At 60.4% G+C, this 18,532-nt stretch carries 19 protein-coding genes; 10 read left to right on the top strand and 9 right to left on the bottom strand.

Features of this window, described 5'->3' with window-relative positions; genetic code table 11:
- The first annotated feature begins 71 nt into the window (after positions 1 to 71).
- Together WH299_RS14975 and WH299_RS14970 are read left to right on the top strand one after the other, a co-directional pair.
- The gene (locus WH299_RS14975) at positions 72 to 431 is read left to right on the top strand and encodes a response regulator (protein ID WP_419793305.1); all 360 of its coding nucleotides are present in this window, start codon (positions 72 to 74) and stop codon (positions 429 to 431) included.
- A 157-nt stretch (positions 432 to 588) separates the two neighbouring features.
- Positions 589 to 1,989 carry a DUF1254 domain-containing protein gene (locus WH299_RS14970; RefSeq protein ID WP_323623660.1) on the top strand — a complete coding sequence of 467 codons (1,401 nt, stop codon included), beginning with the start codon at positions 589 to 591 and terminating at the stop codon, positions 1,987 to 1,989.
- A gap of 49 nt (positions 1,990 to 2,038) precedes the next feature.
- Here WH299_RS14970 and WH299_RS14965 read toward each other — a convergent pair whose 3' ends face one another.
- Positions 2,039 to 2,710, bottom strand: a complete 672-nt coding sequence (locus WH299_RS14965; protein WP_339550651.1) for a DUF3313 domain-containing protein — start codon at positions 2,708 to 2,710, stop codon at positions 2,039 to 2,041.
- 89 nt (positions 2,711 to 2,799) lie between these two features.
- Complete coding sequence (locus WH299_RS14960; RefSeq protein WP_028616194.1) at positions 2,800 to 3,294, bottom strand: hypothetical protein; 495 nt, start codon at positions 3,292 to 3,294, stop codon at positions 2,800 to 2,802.
- 166 nt (positions 3,295 to 3,460) lie between these two features.
- Between WH299_RS14960 and ccoN the strand changes: the two genes are divergently transcribed.
- From ccoN to WH299_RS14945, 3 genes are all read left to right on the top strand, one after another.
- Complete coding sequence (gene ccoN, locus WH299_RS14955; RefSeq protein ID WP_028616195.1) at positions 3,461 to 4,888, top strand: cytochrome-c oxidase, cbb3-type subunit I; 1,428 nt, start codon at positions 3,461 to 3,463, stop codon at positions 4,886 to 4,888.
- Complete coding sequence (locus WH299_RS14950) at positions 4,872 to 5,099, top strand: cbb3-type cytochrome oxidase subunit 3 (RefSeq protein ID WP_178083535.1); 228 nt, start codon at positions 4,872 to 4,874, stop codon at positions 5,097 to 5,099. Before ccoN ends, WH299_RS14950 begins: the two co-directional genes overlap by 17 nt.
- A 90-nt stretch (positions 5,100 to 5,189) precedes the next feature.
- Positions 5,190 to 5,879, top strand: coding sequence for an aspartate/glutamate racemase family protein (locus WH299_RS14945; protein WP_339550649.1), 690 nt, complete (start codon positions 5,190 to 5,192; stop codon positions 5,877 to 5,879).
- On the opposite strand, the gene WH299_RS14940 is transcribed toward WH299_RS14945, so the two are convergent.
- From WH299_RS14940 to WH299_RS14925, 4 genes are all read right to left on the bottom strand, one after another.
- The gene (locus WH299_RS14940; RefSeq protein ID WP_038851527.1) at positions 5,876 to 6,388 is read right to left on the bottom strand and encodes a GNAT family N-acetyltransferase; all 513 of its coding nucleotides are present in this window, start codon (positions 6,386 to 6,388) and stop codon (positions 5,876 to 5,878) included. The genes WH299_RS14945 and WH299_RS14940 overlap by 4 nt on opposite strands.
- 61 nt (positions 6,389 to 6,449) lie before the next feature.
- Positions 6,450 to 7,514, bottom strand: a complete 1,065-nt coding sequence (locus WH299_RS14935) for a DUF1176 domain-containing protein (protein ID WP_339550647.1) — start codon at positions 7,512 to 7,514, stop codon at positions 6,450 to 6,452.
- Positions 7,515 to 7,567: 53 nt separating this feature from the next.
- Positions 7,568 to 8,707 (bottom strand): glycerate kinase, encoded by a 1,140-nt coding sequence (locus WH299_RS14930; RefSeq protein WP_339550645.1) that lies wholly within the window; start codon positions 8,705 to 8,707, stop codon positions 7,568 to 7,570.
- A gap of 91 nt (positions 8,708 to 8,798) precedes the next feature.
- A complete protein-coding gene (locus WH299_RS14925) occupies positions 8,799 to 9,905 on the bottom strand; it encodes a sugar diacid recognition domain-containing protein (RefSeq protein ID WP_323623666.1) in 1,107 nt (368 codons plus the stop codon).
- Between the two features lie 161 nt (positions 9,906 to 10,066).
- Here WH299_RS14925 and WH299_RS14920 point away from each other — a divergent pair, with 161 nt between their 5' ends.
- Positions 10,067 to 11,377 carry an MFS transporter gene (locus WH299_RS14920; protein ID WP_016974773.1) on the top strand — a complete coding sequence of 437 codons (1,311 nt, stop codon included), beginning with the start codon at positions 10,067 to 10,069 and terminating at the stop codon, positions 11,375 to 11,377.
- A 13-nt stretch (positions 11,378 to 11,390) separates the two neighbouring features.
- Here the strand turns inward: WH299_RS14920 and WH299_RS14915 are convergent, their stop codons facing one another.
- Positions 11,391 to 12,095: an SDR family oxidoreductase gene (locus WH299_RS14915; protein ID WP_339550644.1), complete on the bottom strand. Its 705-nt coding sequence runs from the start codon at positions 12,093 to 12,095 to the stop codon at positions 11,391 to 11,393.
- Between the two features lie 100 nt (positions 12,096 to 12,195).
- Here WH299_RS14915 and WH299_RS14910 point away from each other — a divergent pair, with 100 nt between their 5' ends.
- The 3 genes from WH299_RS14910 (at position 12,196) to rarD (ending at position 15,220) form a co-directional block, all read left to right on the top strand.
- Positions 12,196 to 13,098, top strand: coding sequence for a LysR family transcriptional regulator (locus WH299_RS14910; protein WP_122727110.1), 903 nt, complete (start codon positions 12,196 to 12,198; stop codon positions 13,096 to 13,098).
- Positions 13,099 to 13,177: 79 nt separating this feature from the next.
- Positions 13,178 to 14,188 carry an aldo/keto reductase gene (locus WH299_RS14905; protein ID WP_122727112.1) on the top strand — a complete coding sequence of 337 codons (1,011 nt, stop codon included), beginning with the start codon at positions 13,178 to 13,180 and terminating at the stop codon, positions 14,186 to 14,188.
- Positions 14,189 to 14,338: 150 nt separating this feature from the next.
- Entirely contained in the window at positions 14,339 to 15,220 is an 882-nt protein-coding gene (gene rarD / locus WH299_RS14900; RefSeq protein WP_122684984.1) for an EamA family transporter RarD, read from the top strand.
- A gap of 55 nt (positions 15,221 to 15,275) precedes the next feature.
- On the opposite strand, the gene hppD is transcribed toward rarD, so the two are convergent.
- Both hppD and WH299_RS14890 read right to left on the bottom strand, forming a co-directional pair.
- Positions 15,276 to 16,352 (bottom strand): 4-hydroxyphenylpyruvate dioxygenase, encoded by a 1,077-nt coding sequence (hppD, locus tag WH299_RS14895; protein ID WP_028616206.1) that lies wholly within the window; start codon positions 16,350 to 16,352, stop codon positions 15,276 to 15,278.
- Positions 16,353 to 16,597: 245 nt separating this feature from the next.
- On the bottom strand, positions 16,598 to 17,521 hold the full coding sequence (locus WH299_RS14890) for an EamA family transporter (protein WP_122727445.1): 924 nt from the start codon (positions 17,519 to 17,521) through the stop codon (positions 16,598 to 16,600).
- A 77-nt stretch (positions 17,522 to 17,598) separates the two neighbouring features.
- Between WH299_RS14890 and WH299_RS14885 the strand changes: the two genes are divergently transcribed.
- Positions 17,599 to 18,468, top strand: a complete 870-nt coding sequence (locus WH299_RS14885; protein ID WP_339550643.1) for a LysR family transcriptional regulator — start codon at positions 17,599 to 17,601, stop codon at positions 18,466 to 18,468.
- The last annotated feature ends 64 nt before the right edge of the window (positions 18,469 to 18,532 follow it).

The raw sequence follows: 18,532 nt of genomic DNA, 5'->3' as shown, positions 1-18,532 counted from the left end.
TGTTGCCACTCACTAGTGAGTTGCCTTTTACCTCATCAAGCCCAGCGCCTTCATTTTCAGGAATGTTCACTATGCCCACCCCCACCATCCTCGTAGTCGAAGACGACGCCATCGTGCGCATGCTGATCGTCGATGTTCTGGAGGAGTTGGAGTTCAGCGTTCTGGAAGCCGCCGACGCTGAAGAGGCGTTGGCACTGGTGCAAAACACCGCGCAGGTGATCGACCTGATGATGACCGACGTCGGCCTGCCGGACATGGACGGCAAGCAACTGGCGACCAAAGTGCGCGAATTGCGCCCTGCACTGCCCATCCTGTTCGCCAGCGGTTATGCCGAGAATATCGACGTGTCTGACGGCATGCAGCTGATCGCCAAACCGTTCTCGATCGATCAACTACGCGACAAAGTCAAATCGATGCTGCCAAAGCATTAATGCCCGTTCGCTATTGAGTGCCGCCTGCATGGGCGGCATTTTTGCGTCAAACGTACAGAGATTAACGTGACCTTCGGCCAAGAAAACCGGAAACTCAACGCCTCCCCGCGCCACTCAGCCCTATTCTTCAAAACGCACTCACGAAGGACGCAACGACATGATTGGAAAACCGACGCGCCTGCTGTTGGCGAGCCTCTCGATACTCATGAGCACCGGCGTCTGGGCCGACTTCACCGCCACCCCAGGCGAAGCCCGGGCGATCGCCAAGGAAGCCTATCTATACGGCTACCCGGTCGTTGAGATGTACAAGACGCTCTATACCCAGGCCGTTGATCAAGGTGGCACAGGTTTCAAAACGCCGATTAACCGTATTAGTCACTCCGCTCAGGTGCTGGGGCCTAAAGACACGTCGCAACTCAAGCCCAACCCGGACACGCCCTACTCCTTCGTCTGGATGGATCTGCGCAGGGAGCCACTGGTACTGACGTTGCCCCGGATCGAAGACGATCGGTATTACTCAGTGCAGTTGATCGATCTCTATAGCCAGAACATCGCCTACCTGGGTACCCGAAACACTGGAAACAATGGCGGCCACTACATGATCGCGGGGCCTGACTGGAAGGGTCAGCAGCCGGTGGACATAGACCGGGTGATCTATAGCGAAAGCAACCTGGTGTATGCGCTCTACCGCACGCAGTTGTTTGACGAAAAAGACCTGACCAAAGTCAAACAGATCCAGAACGGCTATAAGGTGCAGCCGCTGAGCGGCTACGTGAAACAACCTATGCCGGCCAAGGTGGCTAAAATCGAATGGCCCAAGCCCACGGCAGCCATGACAGACAGCCCGCAACTGTTTCGATACCTGAACTTTATGCTGGCCTACGCAAAGCCTCAGGACAGCGAGAAAGACGTGCTGGCTCGCTTTGCCAAGATCGGGATCGCGCCGGGTGAGCCGTTCAAGGTCGGCCAACTGAGCGCCGAACAACGCAAAGCCCTGGAAGACGGCATCGCAGACGCCAAGGCCGAGTTTGCAGCGTTCAAGAAAGACAAGCTCGATACCCATCAAGTAACCAGTGGTGAACTGCATGGCAGCCGTGACCGCCTGAAAAACAATTACCTGTATCGGTACGCCGGGGCCAACCTGCGCCTGTTCGGCAACTCGCAAGACGAAGTTGCCTACCTGACCTACGCGGTCGACAGCGAAGGCAAGCCGGCCAACGGTGCGCGTCACAGCTACACCGTCCATTTTGCCAAAGACCAACTACCGCCAGCCGATGCGTTCTGGTCACTGACCATGTACGAGGCCAAGACCGGGCAATTGGCGCCCAACCACAAGAAACGCTACCTGATCAATTCGCGGATGCTGCCTAACCTCAAGCGTGATGCTGACGGTGGGCTGACCCTGGCGTTGCAGCACCACGAGCCGCCCAAGGCTGAACAGAGCAACTGGTTGCCCGCACCGCCTGCGCCCTTCTATGCCGTACTGCGCATTTACCTGCCCAAGCCGGAGGTGGCTAACGGCCAGTGGAAACTGCCGCCGTTGACGCCGCTCAAGTAACGCTGCCTGGCCGGCGGTTGTTGTCACAACACGCCGGCCAGCGCTGGGCTCAGTGCTTTTTAAGCTTGACGAACGACTGGTGCAGGTCCGACGCCCAGCCATCGATCACGCCTTTCACATCCTCCGCTTTCATCACTTGCGAATCATTGGCCAGCGGCTTGCCGGTACCTTTGCGCACCACCTGAGCGAGTACCTTGCCGCTGGCGCCGTCGAGAAACTGCGCCTCCGTGCCCAGGGTGGTTTCCTGGTCACGGATGCCAGTGCCGGTACTGACGGCGGCAGCGACCAATGCGACGGGTACAAACTCATAGGGTTTGAGCCCTTCGGTCTTGCTGCTAACTGCGGTGATGGCCGCGCGCACCACGATCACACCCGGGCCGGGGCCCTCGGCCAGGGGCAGCGACTTGACCAGCTCACGCTTGAGCGCCTGGTTGAAGTAATTGTTGATACCGCGCAGGGTGCCGTCCGGAATCTTTGCCGTTGCCTGGGGTTTGGGGTAAAACTGCGTGGGCTCGATATACACAGCGCTATAGCGCTTTAAATCCAATTGAGGATCGACCCAGCGCATCACTTCAGCGCCGGAAGGCGACTTGGCTTCTTTTAGTTGGCTGTAGTCCGAGAGGAAACCGGAGTATTCATCCGGTTGCGTAATCTTGCTGGCACAACCCGCCAGTCCAAGCGAAGTAATGCACAGCGTGCTGATCAATAGCCTTAGTTTCATCGGTGAACTCCCTGGCGGTCGGCGCTGGAACAGTGAGCTGTAGGTATAGCAAATCCTAGGAAAATAGCCCTGTGCCTACCGCCAGAGGTTCAGGCACGTTCGCGTGGAATCAGGCTCTGCAACTGCGACGCCAGGAAATTCGCGTCGAAACCAAAGGTGTCCGGGTCTTTCAGGCCATTGGTCTTCTTCCACAGCCAATCGTTTTTATCCGCCGGCAGCACCAGCGAAACGCTGCCGTGCCGCGCAGCAGTCAAGCCCATGACCGACACGGAGATCAATCCGCCCACGCCCATCACGTCCGGCACGAATTCCACCGGTTTGCCGGTGATCTGCACCGTCAGTTTCTCGGTCTTGAACGTCGATGTCTCCACCGGCACGCTGGGGCCGCTGGCGACATAAGCTTCACGATGCACCTCCAGCAACCCGACCGTCTTTACCGGCTCAAGCCACTGCTCGATCTGGCCGAACAACTCATTGAGCTTTTGCGCCCAACGAGCCGATTGCAGATCGAATTGCTGTTTTTTATGCGCTTCGCTGTCGGCGTAGTGACGAAGCATCTCGCCCAGTTGTTGTACATCGTCCATTGCGGATCTCCTTGGGTGAGCCAGGTTGCGAAGCCTGATCATGGCAGATGCAGTCGCTCAACGTACGGCTTAAAACTGATCCGCAACAATGAGGGTTTTCTGAGCCTGTTTTGTTTTGCCCACGCTTCCTACAGTGCCGCCACTTGGAACCGTGGGAGGACTGAGCATGAGCACAGCAACAATCGGGCAGGCCTATAACTATAAAGTCGTCCGCCAATTCGTTATCGCCACCATCGTCTGGGGTGTGGTGGGCATGGCCATGGGCGTGTGGATCGCCTCGCAACTGGTGTGGCCGGAAATGAACCTGGACTTGCCCTGGACCACCTTTGGCCGTTTGCGGCCCTTGCACACCAGCCTGGTGATCTTCGGTTTTGCCGGCAGCGCGCAGTTTGCCGCCAGCTATTACGCGGTACAGCGCACCTGCCAGGTGCGGCTGTTTTCCGATGGCCTTGCGGCGTTCACCTTCTGGGGCTGGCAATCGGTGATCGTGATCATGCTGATCAGCTTGCCACTGGGCTACACCACCACCAAGGAATACGCCGAGATCGAGTTCTCCGGCGCGGTGTGGATGGCCGTGGTGTGGGTGGCGTATGCCATTGTGTTTTTCACCACCGTGGTGCGACGCAAAACCAAACATATTTACGTGGGCAACTGGTTTTTCGGCGCATTTATTCTGGTGATCGCCATGTTGCATGTGGTCAATCACCTGGCGATCCCCGTGGATTGGTTCAAGTCGTACCCGGTGTATTCCGGGGCTACCGATGCCATGGTGCAGTGGTGGTACGGGCACAACGCCGTAGGGTTTTTCCTCACTACCGGCTTTTTGGGAATGATGTATTACTTCGTGCCGAAACAAGTCGGACGCCCGGTGTACTCCTATCGCCTGTCCATCGTGCACTTCTGGGCGTTGATCACCCTTTACATTTGGGCTGGCCCACACCACCTGCACTACACCGCCCTGCCGGATTGGGCGCAGTCATTGGGCATGGCCATGTCGCTTATTCTGCTGGCACCAAGCTGGGGCGGAATGATCAACGGCATGATGACCTTGTCCGGCGCCTGGCATAAGTTGCGCACCGACCCGATCCTGCGGTTCCTGGTGCTGTCCCTGGCGTTCTACGGGATGTCGACGTTCGAGGGGCCGATGATGGCGATCAAGACCGTCAACGCCCTCTCCCACTACACCGACTGGACCATCGGCCACGTACACGCCGGGGCCCTGGGATGGGTGGCGATGATTACCTTTGGCTCGCTGTACCACATGATCCCCAAAGTGTTCGGGCGCGAGCAGATGCACAGCGTGCCGCTGATCAACCTGCACTTCTGGCTCGCGACTATCGGCACTGTGCTGTACATCGCGTCGATGTGGGTCAACGGCATTACCCAAGGCCTGATGTGGCGGGCGGTCAACGATGACGGCACCCTCACCTATTCCTTTGTCGAAGCCTTGCAGGCCAGCCATCCGGGGTTTGTGGTGCGGTTTGCCGGGGGTGTGTTCTTTCTCACGGGAATGGTGCTGATGGCCTACAACACTTGGCGCACGGTGCGAGTCGCGGACTTGAAAATGGCGCAGCTCGATGCGCGGATCGCCTGACGTGTGGGGCCTAGTGATGATGGTATGCCTGTACGGCGCGGTGGAGTATTGCCTGCGCGGGCAGTCGGACCAAAGCCTGGACGACGCCAGCCTGATGCCCTTTGCCGATGACCCGGAGGTGGCGCGACGCGTGGAGCAGGCGACCGGCAAGCAAATCAACGCGGTAGCGCCAGAGGAAGCCAAGCCGGGTTGGGTCAACCTGGACATGTAGAACTGCACCGGTCATTTCGCGGCCAACTGCGTATGACTAATCCCCGGCCGATGGGTAAGGTGAAGCGACTTTCCTTGTCAGGAGCATCGCATGCGCACCATCGGCCTAATCGGCGGCATGAGCTGGGAGTCCAGCGCAGAGTATTACCGCATCATCAACCAGCGCGTGCGCGACCAGCTCGGTCCGCTGCGCTCGGCGCAACTGTTGATGTACAGCGTGGATTTCGGCCCGGTGGAACAGGCCCAGCACGCCGGCCGTTGGGATGACACGGCACTGATCCTCGAAGATGCCGCGCGCCGTCTGCAAGCCGGTGGCGCTGAGTGTGTGGTGCTGTGTACCAATACCATGCATTTGGTGGCGCCGCGCATTGAAGCGGCGGTGTCGATTCCGTTCCTGCACATCGCTGATGCCGCGGGTGCGGCGGCCGTGGACGCCGGCACGCTGACCGTCGGCCTGCTCGGCACCGCGTTTACCATGGAGCAGGATTTCCTCAAGTCGCGCCTGGCGGCCCAGGGCCTGACCGTGCTGGTGCCCGAGGCGGACGAGCGCCAGGCTGTGCACCGGATCATCTATGACGAATTGTGTGTCGGCGTGATCAGCGATACGTCACGCAAGGTCTACCAAGGCGTGATCGAGTCCCTGGCCGCACGTGGCGCCCAGGCGATCATCCTCGGTTGCACGGAAATCAGCCTGTTGATCAAGCCCGAGCACAGCGACCTGCCGTTGCTGGACACCACCGAGCTGCATGCGCAGGCTGCGGTGGCGTTTGCCTTGGGCTAAGCCGACTGGCGCAGGCGCGCCATGCTGACGGTGTCGACAAACTGGCCGTCACGCAGGGCGTAATCACGCAACACGCCTTCGACCTCAAAACCGAACTTGCGGTACAGCCTCTGTGCCGCTTCGTTGTCGGCGTACACGGTCAGTTCCACTCGGCGCAGGTTCATCCAGTTGTCGGCCACGTCCAGCGCGGCAGTCAGCAAGCGCGAGCCCACCCCTTTGCCCTGCCACGCCGTCGCCACGCCCATACCAAATGAACCCACATGGGCCTGGCGTACCCGCAGGTATTGTTCCAGGCCAAGCTGGCCGATCACCTCGCCACCGTGCACGGCCACCAATTGCAGGCGCCGCTCATTGTCCTGTACCAGCTTGTTACGCCACGCCTCGACCGACTGGAAAGGCATTTGCAGCACCTGACGGCACACGGCCGGTTCGTTATAGAGCGCAGCGACGCCTTCCAGGTGGGCCTCGGTGAAACGCTGGATCACGATGTGGGGTTCAGGTGTGTGCATTGTGTTTCATCCTTTGAAAGACAAGTGGCCGACCAGTGTAGAGGCGATGTGAGCCAGATGGCTAGGGTGCTGGCACCGTCGTCCACAACGCTGGCCAATCACCGTAACCGACCCCGGTACAGCGCGGCATCCTGTGGAACTCACTGAGCTGGAAGCGCTTGCCGTCAAACACCCAGGATGCACCACCACCGCAATCCCCGATCCCACGTTGTTTGTAGAAATAACTCAGGGTTCCGGACGCTTCGTCATACCCGACAGAGCCTTGCAGCGCGGCGTCTTCCAGGGGTAGCGGCTGCAGGTCCATCGGCGTTTCCTTGTACGGCGCTTGGCGCTCACGGCTGCTGACGTCGAACTCGCAGTTATAGGCCGCGCAGTCATAACGCGTTACCGTCATTGCCTGTTGCGCCGTCAACGCGCCGACTGTTGCCTCGGGCTCACCTTCCTCGGGCTTCACGGCCTGCAAGGCAGCAGCCACCAGGCCCGCCTGCTCCTCTGCGGTCAGCGGCGCAGCGGCTGGGAACTTACGCAGCACCGGCGCCGGCGCGCGTGGCGCAACCTCGCTGGCCGCGCCCTTGCCGGGTCGGGAAAGGGCCGTCACGTTGTCTAAGCGTCCCTGTACAGCATCCATCAACAGCAGCGAAGCACTCAGGCCGCTGAGCGACACATGGGCCGCCTCGTCGCCCGGCAACTGCAATCGCTGGCCATTGCGCAAACGCTGCAACCAACGCCGCGCGGCCGCGTCCTCGATCACCCCGAAGGACTGCACCTCAGGGTCGCTACCCTGGTCGTCCAGCTCGATGTGCAAGTCCTGCGTCAGTTCCAGGCCCAGCGGCTTACCATCCAGTAGCAATGTGGACAGATCCACGTCCTCCCCTCGATGATCAAAACGCAAACGCAGATACCCTTGAGGACCGGCCTGGTGCCAGAGGTGCAAGGTCAACGAGCTGTAATCCTCTTCGTCGACGCCACTGGGCGCGCTAAGGGCGTGGCAATTGCGCAGGTTGTCGCAACCGATGACCCACTGCTTGATCTCCCGCAGCAGCGGGACCGTCTCGGTCGGTGGTTGAGCGAAGGCTGGGGCGGTGGCGCCTGTCAGAAACAGGGCCAGGAGTGCGGGGCGCAGCATGGGGACTCTCCGTGTCGAAAAGGCGCAGATTGTCCCATGTCCGGGGTTTTACGTCAGCGGCGTGTTGCCACGCGCCACACCCGTGCAATATCCGCCGCCCGCTCCTGCAACAAACGCGGCGCCTCAGCACACGCCTGTTCCAGGCTCATCGGCCCGGAAGGCAAGGGGAACGCCGCGTCCACGCCGTGGGCGTACATCTGCTCATAGCCATCGCCCAATGTGCCGGCAATCACAATGACCGGCACGTTGTGTTGTTGGGCGATGCGCGCCACGCCGAACGGAGTTTTACCGCGCAGGGTCTGGGCATCGAAGCGGCCTTCACCGGTGATGACCAGGTCGGCGCCGCGTACGGCTTCGTCCAGGCCGACCAGTTCGGCCACTACCTCGACACCGGCGCGAAATTGCGCGCCCAGAAAGGCCTTGGCGGCAAATCCCAGCCCACCCGCAGCGCCGCTGCCCGGTTCGTCGCGTACATCTTTAGGCAACACCTTCGCGCAGTGGTCGGCGAAGTGGCCGAGGGCGGCGTCCAGTTGGTGGACCTGCTCGGGAGTTGCGCCTTTTTGCGGGCCGAATATCGCCGACGCACCGTGGGGGCCGCACAGCGGGTTGTTGACGTCGGCGGCGATTTCAAAGCGCACCTGGGCCAGGCGTGGGTCCAGATGTTCAAGGCTGATCTGCGCCAGGCGGGCCAAGGCCAGGCCACCAGCGGGTAGCGCTTGATGTTCGGCATCGAACAGCTGCACGCCGAGCGCCTGCATCGCACCCGCGCCGCCATCGTTGGTGGCACTGCCGCCAATCGCCAGGATGATGCGCTGGGCGCCGGCATCCAGGGCGGCGCGGATCAGTTCGCCGGTGCCATAGGTGGTCGTTTTGCATGCGTCGCGCTGGCCCGGAGGGACTAACTGCAAACCGCTGGCTTCAGCCATTTCGATGATCGCGGTGTGGCTGTCGGCCAACCAGCCCCAATGTGCGTCGACGGCTGCGCCAAGCGGGCCGCGTACGGTGTGGTGACGCAACTCGCCATTGCAGGCTGCCAGCACCGAATCCACCGTGCCTTCACCGCCATCCGCCATCGGGCACTGAATCAACTGTGCATCCGGCCAAACCTGGGCCAACCCTTCAGCAATGGCCTGGGCGACGCCTTCGGCACTCAGGCTGTCCTTGAACGAGTCGGGGGCGATGATGACTTTCATGGGCTTTCTCCGGTTTTTATGATGCCCATGCTGCCAGTTGCCAGGGCTGCTGACGCCGGTCAGATGCACAAGTACGGCGGCGCTTTGTTGTTCATTCAGACAAAGCCTGGGGCAGCAGTTGTACGCCGAGGTAGAGGGCGAGCATACCGTCCAGGGTCAAAGGGTCGACACCACTGAGTTCGGCAATACGCTCCATGCGGTAACGCAGGCTGTTGCGGTGAATACCAAGGGCGTCCGCACAGGCCTGGCTTTGCCCGTCGTGTTCACACCAACTGCGCAGAGTCGCCTGCAACTGACCATTGCTGTCCTTGGCCAGCACTTTACGCAGCGGGTTGAGCAGTTCGTCGAGCGCGTCGTCATTGCGATGGCGCCAGAGCATAACGGGCAAACGATAGCGATTGAGGGTCAGCAGCCGCGACTGCGGCAGCACATCACGGCCATAAGCGAGCAGATCGCCGACACGCCGATAGCAACGGCGCAGGCCTGTCAGGCCGTCCGCTTGCCCACCCACGGCAACGCGCAGGATGTTCCAACCGAGGCCGTCGAGTTTTTCCAACAAGCGCGGGTTGTCGACCTGCACAGATGCCGGCCGGCACCACAGCAATGAGTATTGCGCCGAGCTGACACACCAGCTGTCCGGATAACGCGAGGCAAGCCACGCACTCAACGCTTCCGCCGATTGCCCCGCGCCCAGTTCAAACAGGTACGGCGTGCGTGCCAGCTGCGGCTTGAGCCCCAGTTGCTGGGCTTCGTCCACCAGGCGCGGCGAATCGCCGGTTTCCGCCAGCAGCAAGGCCAGCAGATCATCACAGCGCTGACGCCGCCATTGTTGCTCGGCCTGCTGGTGACGATGGCTGACCAGCATTTCGGCGGTCATGCGCACCAGTTCGGCGTAGGTGCGCAGGCCCTCCGGTTCGCCAGTGATGCCGAGCACGCCGATCAGGCGCCCGTCATGCAGCAGCGGCAGGTTGATGCCCGGTTGTACACCCTTGAGGTGCTTGGCGGTCTGGCCATCGATTTCCACCACCCGGCCGTTGGCGAGTACCAGTTGTGCGCCTTCATGCCGGGTATTGATACGCTCGGGCTCACCACTGCCGAGGATCAGGCCCTGGCTGTCCATGACATTGACGTTGTAAGGCAGGATCGCCATGGTTCGATCGACGATATCCTGTGCCAGGTCATGATCCAGCTCGAACATGGGGTTAAATTCCTTAAAAAGCGGGGTTGTTCATAGGCACAGCGCAAAGCCGGGTTCGCTGTGCGCAAGCACAAAGACAGCGGCCTGCCAGGTGGCCGAGACTCAATGGGCGATCAACGTTACCCTCGCATCGCGAAAAATCATAATAAAGAGAGACTGCCATGTCACAGAGCGCCACGACCCCACTGGCCACCGATGACGATAAAAACGCCATCTACAAGCGCATTACCCTGCGCCTGATCCCCTTCATTTTCATCTGCTATCTGTTCAATTACCTCGACCGGGTAAACGTTGGCTTTGCCAAGTTGCAGATGCTCGATGCGTTGAAATTCAGCGAAACCGTATACGGCCTCGGCGCCGGGATCTTCTTCATCGGCTACGTGCTGTGCGGCGTACCGAGCAACCTGGCGTTGACCAAGTTCGGTCCACGGCGCTGGATCGCGTTGATGATGATCGTCTGGGGCACGCTGTCTACCTGCCTGTTGTTCGTCACCACACCGACACACTTCTACACCTTGCGCCTGTTCACCGGTGCCGCCGAAGCGGGCTTCTTCCCCGGCGTGGTGCTGTACCTCTCGCAGTGGTTCCCGACCTTCCGCCGTGGGCGGATCATGGCGCTGTTCATGTCGGCGATCCCGGTTTCCGGGTTGCTCGGCAGCCCGTTCTCCGGCTGGATCCTCAACCACTTCGCCGCCGGCCAAGGTGGCCTCGCGGGCTGGCAGTGGATGTTCCTGCTGCAAGGCATCCCGACTGTCGTGCTGGGCGCCCTCGCCTACTTCCTGCTCAGCGACAGCTTTGCCAACGCCAAATGGCTCAAGCCCCACGAACGCGCGGTGCTGGAAGCCGACCAGGCCACCGACCTGGCGAACAAGCCGAAAACCACCACCGACTCCTTGGCCGAAGTGTTCAAGAATCCGGCGATCTGGGCGTTCGGCCTGATTTACTTCTGCATCCAGAGCGGCGTATACGCCATCAACTTCTGGCTGCCGTCGATCATCAAGAACCTGGGGTTCAGCGATAACCTGGTGATCGGCTGGCTCAGCGCGATCCCCTACCTGCTGGCAGCCGTATTCATGTTGCTGGTGGGTCGCTCCGCCGACTTGCGCAAAGAGCGTCGCTGGCACTTGGTGGTGCCGATGTTGATGGGCGCTGTGGGCCTGGTGATCGCGGTGAATTTTGCCACGACCCCAGCGATTGCAATCCTCGGCCTGACCATCGCCACCATGGGTGCCCTCACCGGCCTGCCGATGTTCTGGCCGGTGCCCACCGCCATGCTCAGTGCCGGCGCGGCGGCAGGCGGCCTGGCGTTGATCAACTCCATGGGCCAGATGGCCGGCTTCCTCAGCCCTTATATCGTCGGCTTTGTGAAAGATGCCACCGGGTCCACGGATGTGGCGCTGTACCTGCTCGCAGCGGTGATCGTCGCCGGCAGTGTGTTGGCGTTGCGGATGACGCGAACCCTGAAGGCTTAAACCGCTCTAGCCATCAGAGCAGACCGCCGCCGTCGATGTCGATGACGGCGCCGGTCATAAAGCCATTTTCCATGGCCAGCACATATCCCGCCGCAACCTCCTCCGCATGGCCCACTCGCCCCACTGGCAGTGCGCTACCGGCCTTGGCGAACATTGCCAAGCGCTGATCTTCTGCAAGCCCTGCATAGGCTGGCGTGTCAATCACTCCTGGGCTGATCGCATTGACCCTACGCGGCGCCAGTTCCTTGGCCAACTGCTTGACCAGGGCTTCGGTCGCGGCGTTGATGCCGGTCTTGATGAACTGCCCCGCCACGGATTTACGCCCCAGTTGCCCGGAGGTCAGGCTGATGCTGCCGTGCTCGTTCAGATATGGCAGCGCCAACTGAATGGCCCGCAGTGAGCCCCACAGTTTTACGTTGAAGTTTTCCTGGGCTTCGACTAGGTCGGTTTCGATCAGGGTTTTGGCGCGCACGCTTGGCCCCGATGTGTAGACCAAGTGGTCAAAGCGCCCCACGCTTTCGAACAAGCGCTCCAGGGAGGCCGAATCAGTGACGTCAACCGGCTCGCTGCGCAGGCCGTTTTCAACGCCGGGCACCAGGCGCCGCCCAGCCAGCACCACCTGCGCACCCCGCGCAGCGGCGGCCTTGGCTACGGCGGCACCGATGCCGCTGCTGCCGCCGATCACGATGACGGTTTTGCCGTTGAGGGGAGTAGTCATGGGGAAATTCCTGAGTGAGAAAATGAGCGTTCATCTTCACAGCTTGGCAATCGGCGAAAAATCCCGGTAAAACGACAAGATCTTTAAAGGATTTTTACAAATGAGCTCGACCCTCGACCTAGAAGTCTTCGTGCGCACCGCCGACAGCGGCAGCCTGTCTGCCGCCGCACGCGGGCTCGGCCTGACCCCGGCCGCCGCCAGTATTGCCCTCAAGCGCCTGGAAACCCGCCTGGGTATCCGCTTGCTGGCACGCTCCACGCGCAGCATGCGCCTGACCGAGGAAGGTCGGCGCTACCTCGAGAGCGTGCGCGTCGCGCTGGAAGCCCTGTCCGAGGGCGAACAGGCGATCAAGCAACAGGGCCAGAGCCTCAGCGGGTTGCTGCAACTGGCGGCGCCCTCGGATTTCGGGCGCAATGTGTTGCTGGGCTGGCTGGATGAATTCAAGCTCGAACACCCGAATATCCGCCTGCAATTGCTGCTCAACGACAGCAATGCCGACCTGTTCCGCGACACCGTCGACATCGCCCTGCGGTTTGGTGTGCCAAGGGATTCCAGCCTGGTGGCGCTGCCGGTGGTGCCCGATCACCACCGCATCCCCTGTGCCAGCCCGGCTTACCTGGCGCGCCATGGCACACCCCTCGCTCCGGCTGACCTGGCGCAGCACAACACCCTGCGCTACATGCGCCAGGGCCGGGCCAACAACACCTGGTATTTCCGCCAGGGCACGGTGCTGCAGGAGGTCGAGGTGTCGGGCGATTACCTCAGCGATGACGGTGAAATCGTGCGGCGCTGGGCGTTGGCCGGTCACGGAATCGCCTATAAGGCCAATCTGGACATTGCCCAAGACATCAAGGCCGGTCGACTGGTGCCCTTGCTACCGGATTGGCAAGGCGAACCCACGCCCTTCAACCTGATGTGCCCTCACCGCCTGCAGGTGTCGGAACGCGTGAAGGTGCTGCATCGCTTTTTACAGCAGCGTTGCCAGACATTGCTGAGCCCATGAAGAAACGCGCGCAGGGCTTGTCCCAGAGCGGCTGAGTCTGGTATTGCATGGGTACATTTCCCGCCTTGAGGAGTTATCCATGATTTACCGCACATTGGGCCAGTCCGGGTTGAAGGTCAGCGCCTTGACCCTGGGCACCATGATGTTTGGCGAACAGACCAACACCGAGGACTCGCTGCGCATCATCGACAAGGCCTGGGACCAGGGCATCAATTTCATCGACACGGCGGACGTCTATACCGGCGGTCGCTCCGAGGAAATCGTCGGCGAAGCCATTGTGCGCAATCGCCAGGATTGGGTGGTGGCGTCCAAGGTCGGCATCGGGCCGGTAGACGGTTTGCCCAACCGCAGCGGCTTGAGCCGCAAGCGCATTTTCAACGCGCTGGAGGCCAGCCTGACACGCCTCGATACCGACTACCTGGACATCTACTACCTGCACCGTGAAGACCACAACACGCCGCTGGAAGTAACGGTATCGGCGATTGGCGACCTGATCCGCCAGGGCAAGATCCGCTACTGGGGCCTGTCCAACTATCGCGGTTGGCGCATCGCCGAGGTGATTCGCGTGGCCGAGCGCCTGGGCGTCGACAAACCGGTGATCAGCCAGCCGTTGTACAACATCGTCAACCGCCAGGCCGAAGTGGAACAGATCACCGCGGCAGCCGCCTACGGCCTGGGTGTGGTGCCTTACAGCCCACTGGCCCGCGGCGTGCTCAGTGGTAAATACGCCCCGGACGTTACCCCCGAAGCCGGCAGCCGCGCGGCGCGCCAGGACAAACGCATCCTGGAAACCGAATGGCGCGTGGAATCGTTGCGCATCGCCCAGCAGATCCAGCAGTACACCCAAGGTCGTGGCGTCGGGATCGTCGAGTTTGCGATTGCCTGGGTACTGAACAACTCGGCGGTCAGTTCGGCGATTGTCGGGCCGCGTACCGAAGCGCAGTGGGATGCCTATATTGGCGCGCTGGAGGTGAAGATCAGCGCCGAAGATGAGGCGTTTATCGATTCGTTGGTGACGCCGGGACATTCATCCACGCCGGGGTTCAATGATGTCGGGCATTTCGTCTCCGGTCGCATACCACGCGCATAACCCCTCCACTTTGTAGGAGCGAGCTTGCTCGCTCCTACAAAAGGCTGCGAGAAATTTTCCTGAAAAACGCCCCAAAACAGCGCAACCCTCTCCCGCCAAAAGCTCCATAATCCCCTCATCTTTTGTATCAACGGTTTTCGCGAGGATAGTGTGTCTAAAGGTGTTGTTTTATCGGTCTTGGCCTCAGTGTTGTTTGCCGTGATGTATTACTTCACATCATTGCTCACGCCCTTGAGCGGCCTGGAGATTTTCGGCTGGCGCATGTTGCTCACCGTGCCGTGCATGACGATCTTCATGATCGTCAGCGGCGAATGGCGACGGGTGTGGGAGCTGGCGCAACTGCTTGCGGCCAAGCCGCGCTTGATTGCGGGTGTGTTGCTGTCTTCCGCCTTGTTGGGCGTACAGCTATGGCTGTTTATGTGGGCGCCGCTGAATGGGCGCAGCCTGGATGTGTCGGTGGGTTACTTCCTGTTGCCGCTGACCATGGTGCTGACCGGGCGCCTGGTGTGGGGTGAACAACTGTCCTATCTGCAACGGATCGCCGTGTTTTTTGCCGCCCTCGGTGTACTCAACGAGTTGTACCAGGCGGGTGGATTCTCCTGGGCAACGCTGGTGGTGATTATTGGGTACCCGGTTTATTTCATCGTGCGCAAATACCTCAAGACCGACCATCTGGGCGGGCTCTGGCTGGATATGGCGCTGATGCTGCCGGTGGCCTGGTGGTTTGTGCAGAGTGGTGAGCAAGGCTTTGCGGTCATGGATGCCCACCCGAAACTGTATGCACTGATCCCAATGCTGGGCCTGATCAGTGCCTCAGCGCTGGTGAGCTATATCATCGCCAGCCGTTTACTGGCGTTCAGTCTGTTTGGCTTGCTCAGTTATGTGGAGCCTGTGCTGCTGCTGGGCGTGGCATTGATCCTGGGGGAAGGGATCAAAGGTGGCGAATGGTTCACCTACATCCCGATCTGGCTGGCGGTGATGGTGCTGGTGTTCGAAGGTTTCAAGCACTTGGTCCGCCAACGCAAAGCCTGATGCGCAGGCGATAAAAAGCCCGGCCGGGGTTACCCTCGGCCGGGCTTTTTTACGTTTAGTCGGCGGTCAATACACCACGGCGCACCTGATCGCGTTCGATGGACTCGAACAGCGCCTTGAAGTTGCCCTCGCCAAACCCATCGTCGCCCTTACGCTGGATGAATTCGAAGAACACCGGGCCCATCAGGGTTTCCGAGAAGATCTGCAGCAGCAGGCGCTTGTCGCCTTCCACCGAAGAGCCGTCCAGCAGGATACCGCGTGCCTGCAGTTGGTCCACCGGCTCACCGTGGTTCGGCAGGCGGCCTTCGAGCATTTCATAGTAGGTGTCCGGCGGCGCGGTCATGAAGCGCATGCCGATCTTCTTCAACGCGTCCCAGGTCTTGACCAGGTCCTCGGTGAGGAACGCCACGTGTTGGATGCCTTCGCCGTTGAACTGCATCAGGAACTCTTCGATCTGCCCCGCGCCCTTGGACGACTCTTCGTTCAACGGGATGCGGATCATGCCGTCCGGCGCACTCATGGCCTTGGACGTCAGGCCAGTGTATTCGCCCTTGATGTCGAAATAGCGCGCTTCACGGAAGTTGAACAGTTTTTCGTAGAAGTTGGCCCAGTAGGCCATGCGGCCGCGATAGACGTTGTGCGTCAGGTGGTCGATGACTTTGAGACCTGCACCGACCGGATTACGCTCCACGCCTTCGAGGTATACGAAGTCGATGTCATAGATCGAGCTGCCTTCGCCAAAACGATCGATCAGGTAAAGCGGCGCACCGCCGATGCCCTTGATCGCCGGCAGATTCAATTCCATCGGGCCGGTTTCGATATGGATCGGCTGGGCACCCAGTTCCAGGGCGCGGTTGTAGGCTTTTTGCGAGTCCTTGACGCGGAACGCCATGCCGCACACCGAGGGGCCGTGTTCGGCCGCAAAGTAGGAGGCAATGCTGTTGGGTTCGTTGTTGAGGATCAGGTTGATCTCGCCCTGGCGGTACAGGTGTACGTTCTTCGAACGGTGGGTCGCGACTTTGGTGAAGCCCATGATCTCGAAGATCGGCTCCAGGGTGCCCGGCGTCGGCGACGCAAATTCGATAAATTCAAAGCCCATCAGGCCCATTGGGTTTTCGTATAGATCTGCCATGGTGGCACCTCATCATTCTTGTAATAGACACAGTATTAGTGGCGAGCAAGGATGAGGTTGCAGGGTGGCGCACAGGAAAGGCCTCGCACGCTGCGGGCGAGGAAGTCACCAAAGATGAGGGGGGAGCCGAGTAGCTTCATGGGGTCATCAGTCTCTGACGGCTTAGGCTTGCGTGAGCGCAAGTCCATATTCTTGTATGCGTAAATCGATTCTACACAGCGTAACCACGTTTGTCCGTACTCTTATCAAATCCCCATTGCCCTGGCGCGTGCAAGGGGTTTGTTGCAGAGGTAGATGCCGAGCAGGATCACTGCCCCGCCGGCCAGCATGGGCAGGCTCAACGGTTCGTCCAGCAACAGAGCGCCACAGATCACGGCGGTGAGTGGGTTGAGCGCGATAAATACACCGGAACGTGTCGCGCCGATTCGTCGGATACCGTCGTAATAACCAATATAGGCCAGCGCAGAACCCAGCACGCCGAGGTACATCAAGCTCAGTCCTTGCGCGAGAGACACGCGACCCATCGCCTCCAGCGTAAAGCGCCCCATGATCAGTGTGGTGACGGTAAGCATCAGCGTTCCCAGCAGTATCGACCAGGTGACCGTCTGCAGCGGCCCCAGGCTCTGATTTAAACCACGGGAAAACAGTGAGTAGATGCCCCACCCCACTACACAGCCGAAGATCAGCAAATCCCCACGCCACGTGTTGGTTGCTTCGCTCAAAACCTGGGGGTTGCGACTGACGATGACCATGGCGGCACCCGCCAGGCAGAGCACGATCCCCGCGACTTTGCTGGCACCCAGGCGCTCCTTGAACAACCACCAGGACGCCAGGCCGATGACGGCCGGGTTCAGCGCCACGATCAATGAGGCGCGCGATGCGTTGATTAACTGCAATCCATAGAAGAAACACAGGTTATAGAAAAAGATACCGAAGAAACCCAGCATCGCCAGTTGCAGTAGCTGCCGCGGGTTGGGTCGGACCAACGGGATGCGTGCCAAGCCCAGGAATCCCAACAATGCCAGGCTGGCCAGTGCAAACCGGAGGCTGGCCGCCAGCAAAGGGTCGATCGTCCCGCTCAGGTAGCGACCGGCCACGAAGGTGCCGCCCCAGATCATGGTGACGGCGGCCAACTTCATATAAGTGATGCGATCGGGGCTTGAATGCACAGGATAGGGCTCCAATGGCTTGAGGATGCGTGCATTCTTCTGGTAATACGGTGTCATCGTAAAATGAGTGATTGCTCATGACCCTGACCCAACTTGAAATCTTTTCCTTGGTAGCCGAGCTGCAAGGCTTTACCAGCGCCGCCCACCGTCTCGGTATCAGCCAATCGGCGGTGTCCCACGCGATTAAAGGCCTGGAGCAGGAGCTGGGGGTGGCGTTGTTCAGGCGCCACCAAGCGCAGGTCGAACTAAGCGACATCGGCGTGCAGTTACTGGCGCGCGCCCGGGCGATGCTGGGCCTGGCGAATACCTTGCAACAGGAAGCCGCGGACGCCCGGGGCCTGAAAAGCGGGACGCTGCGCATCGGCTCCTTCGGCCCCACCTCCTCGGCCTACCTGCTGCCAAAGATCCTCAGCCGGTTCCGCCTGGAGTATCCGGGTATCGAGGTACACGTTGATGAAGGGCCGGACAGGCAAGTCATCCAATGGCTCGATGAACGCCGAATTGATATCGGCTTTGTGGTACTGGAACAAGAGCGCTTCGACACGTTCCCACTGTTCGAGGACCAGATGGTGGCGCTGCTGCCGGCTGACCATAAGCTGGCCGCCCGTGAACACGTTAGTCTAAAGGATTTGTGCAACGACCCTTTTGTGCTGACTGAAGCCGGATCCACTGAGCTGGTGATGCGACTGTTCAACGAGGCGCGTCTGACCCCGACTGTGCGTTATCGCTGCTCGCAACTGCTGAGTACCCTGGAAACCGTCAGCCGGGGCAATGCCGTGAGCGTGGTAGCGCAAGCGTCGTTACCGGTTGGACATGACACACGGTATGTACAGCGCGCCTTATCCCCGCGTGTGCCGCGCCAGGTTGGGCTTGCCGTACTGGACCGGCGTCAGTCTTCTCCAGCAGCGCTCGCGTTTATCCGTATTGCCCAAAGCGTCGAGTTGTAGTGCCGCGTACTGGCCAAATGGGTAGGTGTCGCGAGCTTATTTCGGCCGAGCCATCTATCATCGA

The organism is Pseudomonas sp. MYb541 (genome assembly GCF_037479595.1).
GTDB lineage: Bacteria > Pseudomonadota > Gammaproteobacteria > Pseudomonadales > Pseudomonadaceae > Aquipseudomonas > Aquipseudomonas canadensis.
This window is presented reverse-complemented; position numbering and strand designations above follow the sequence as displayed.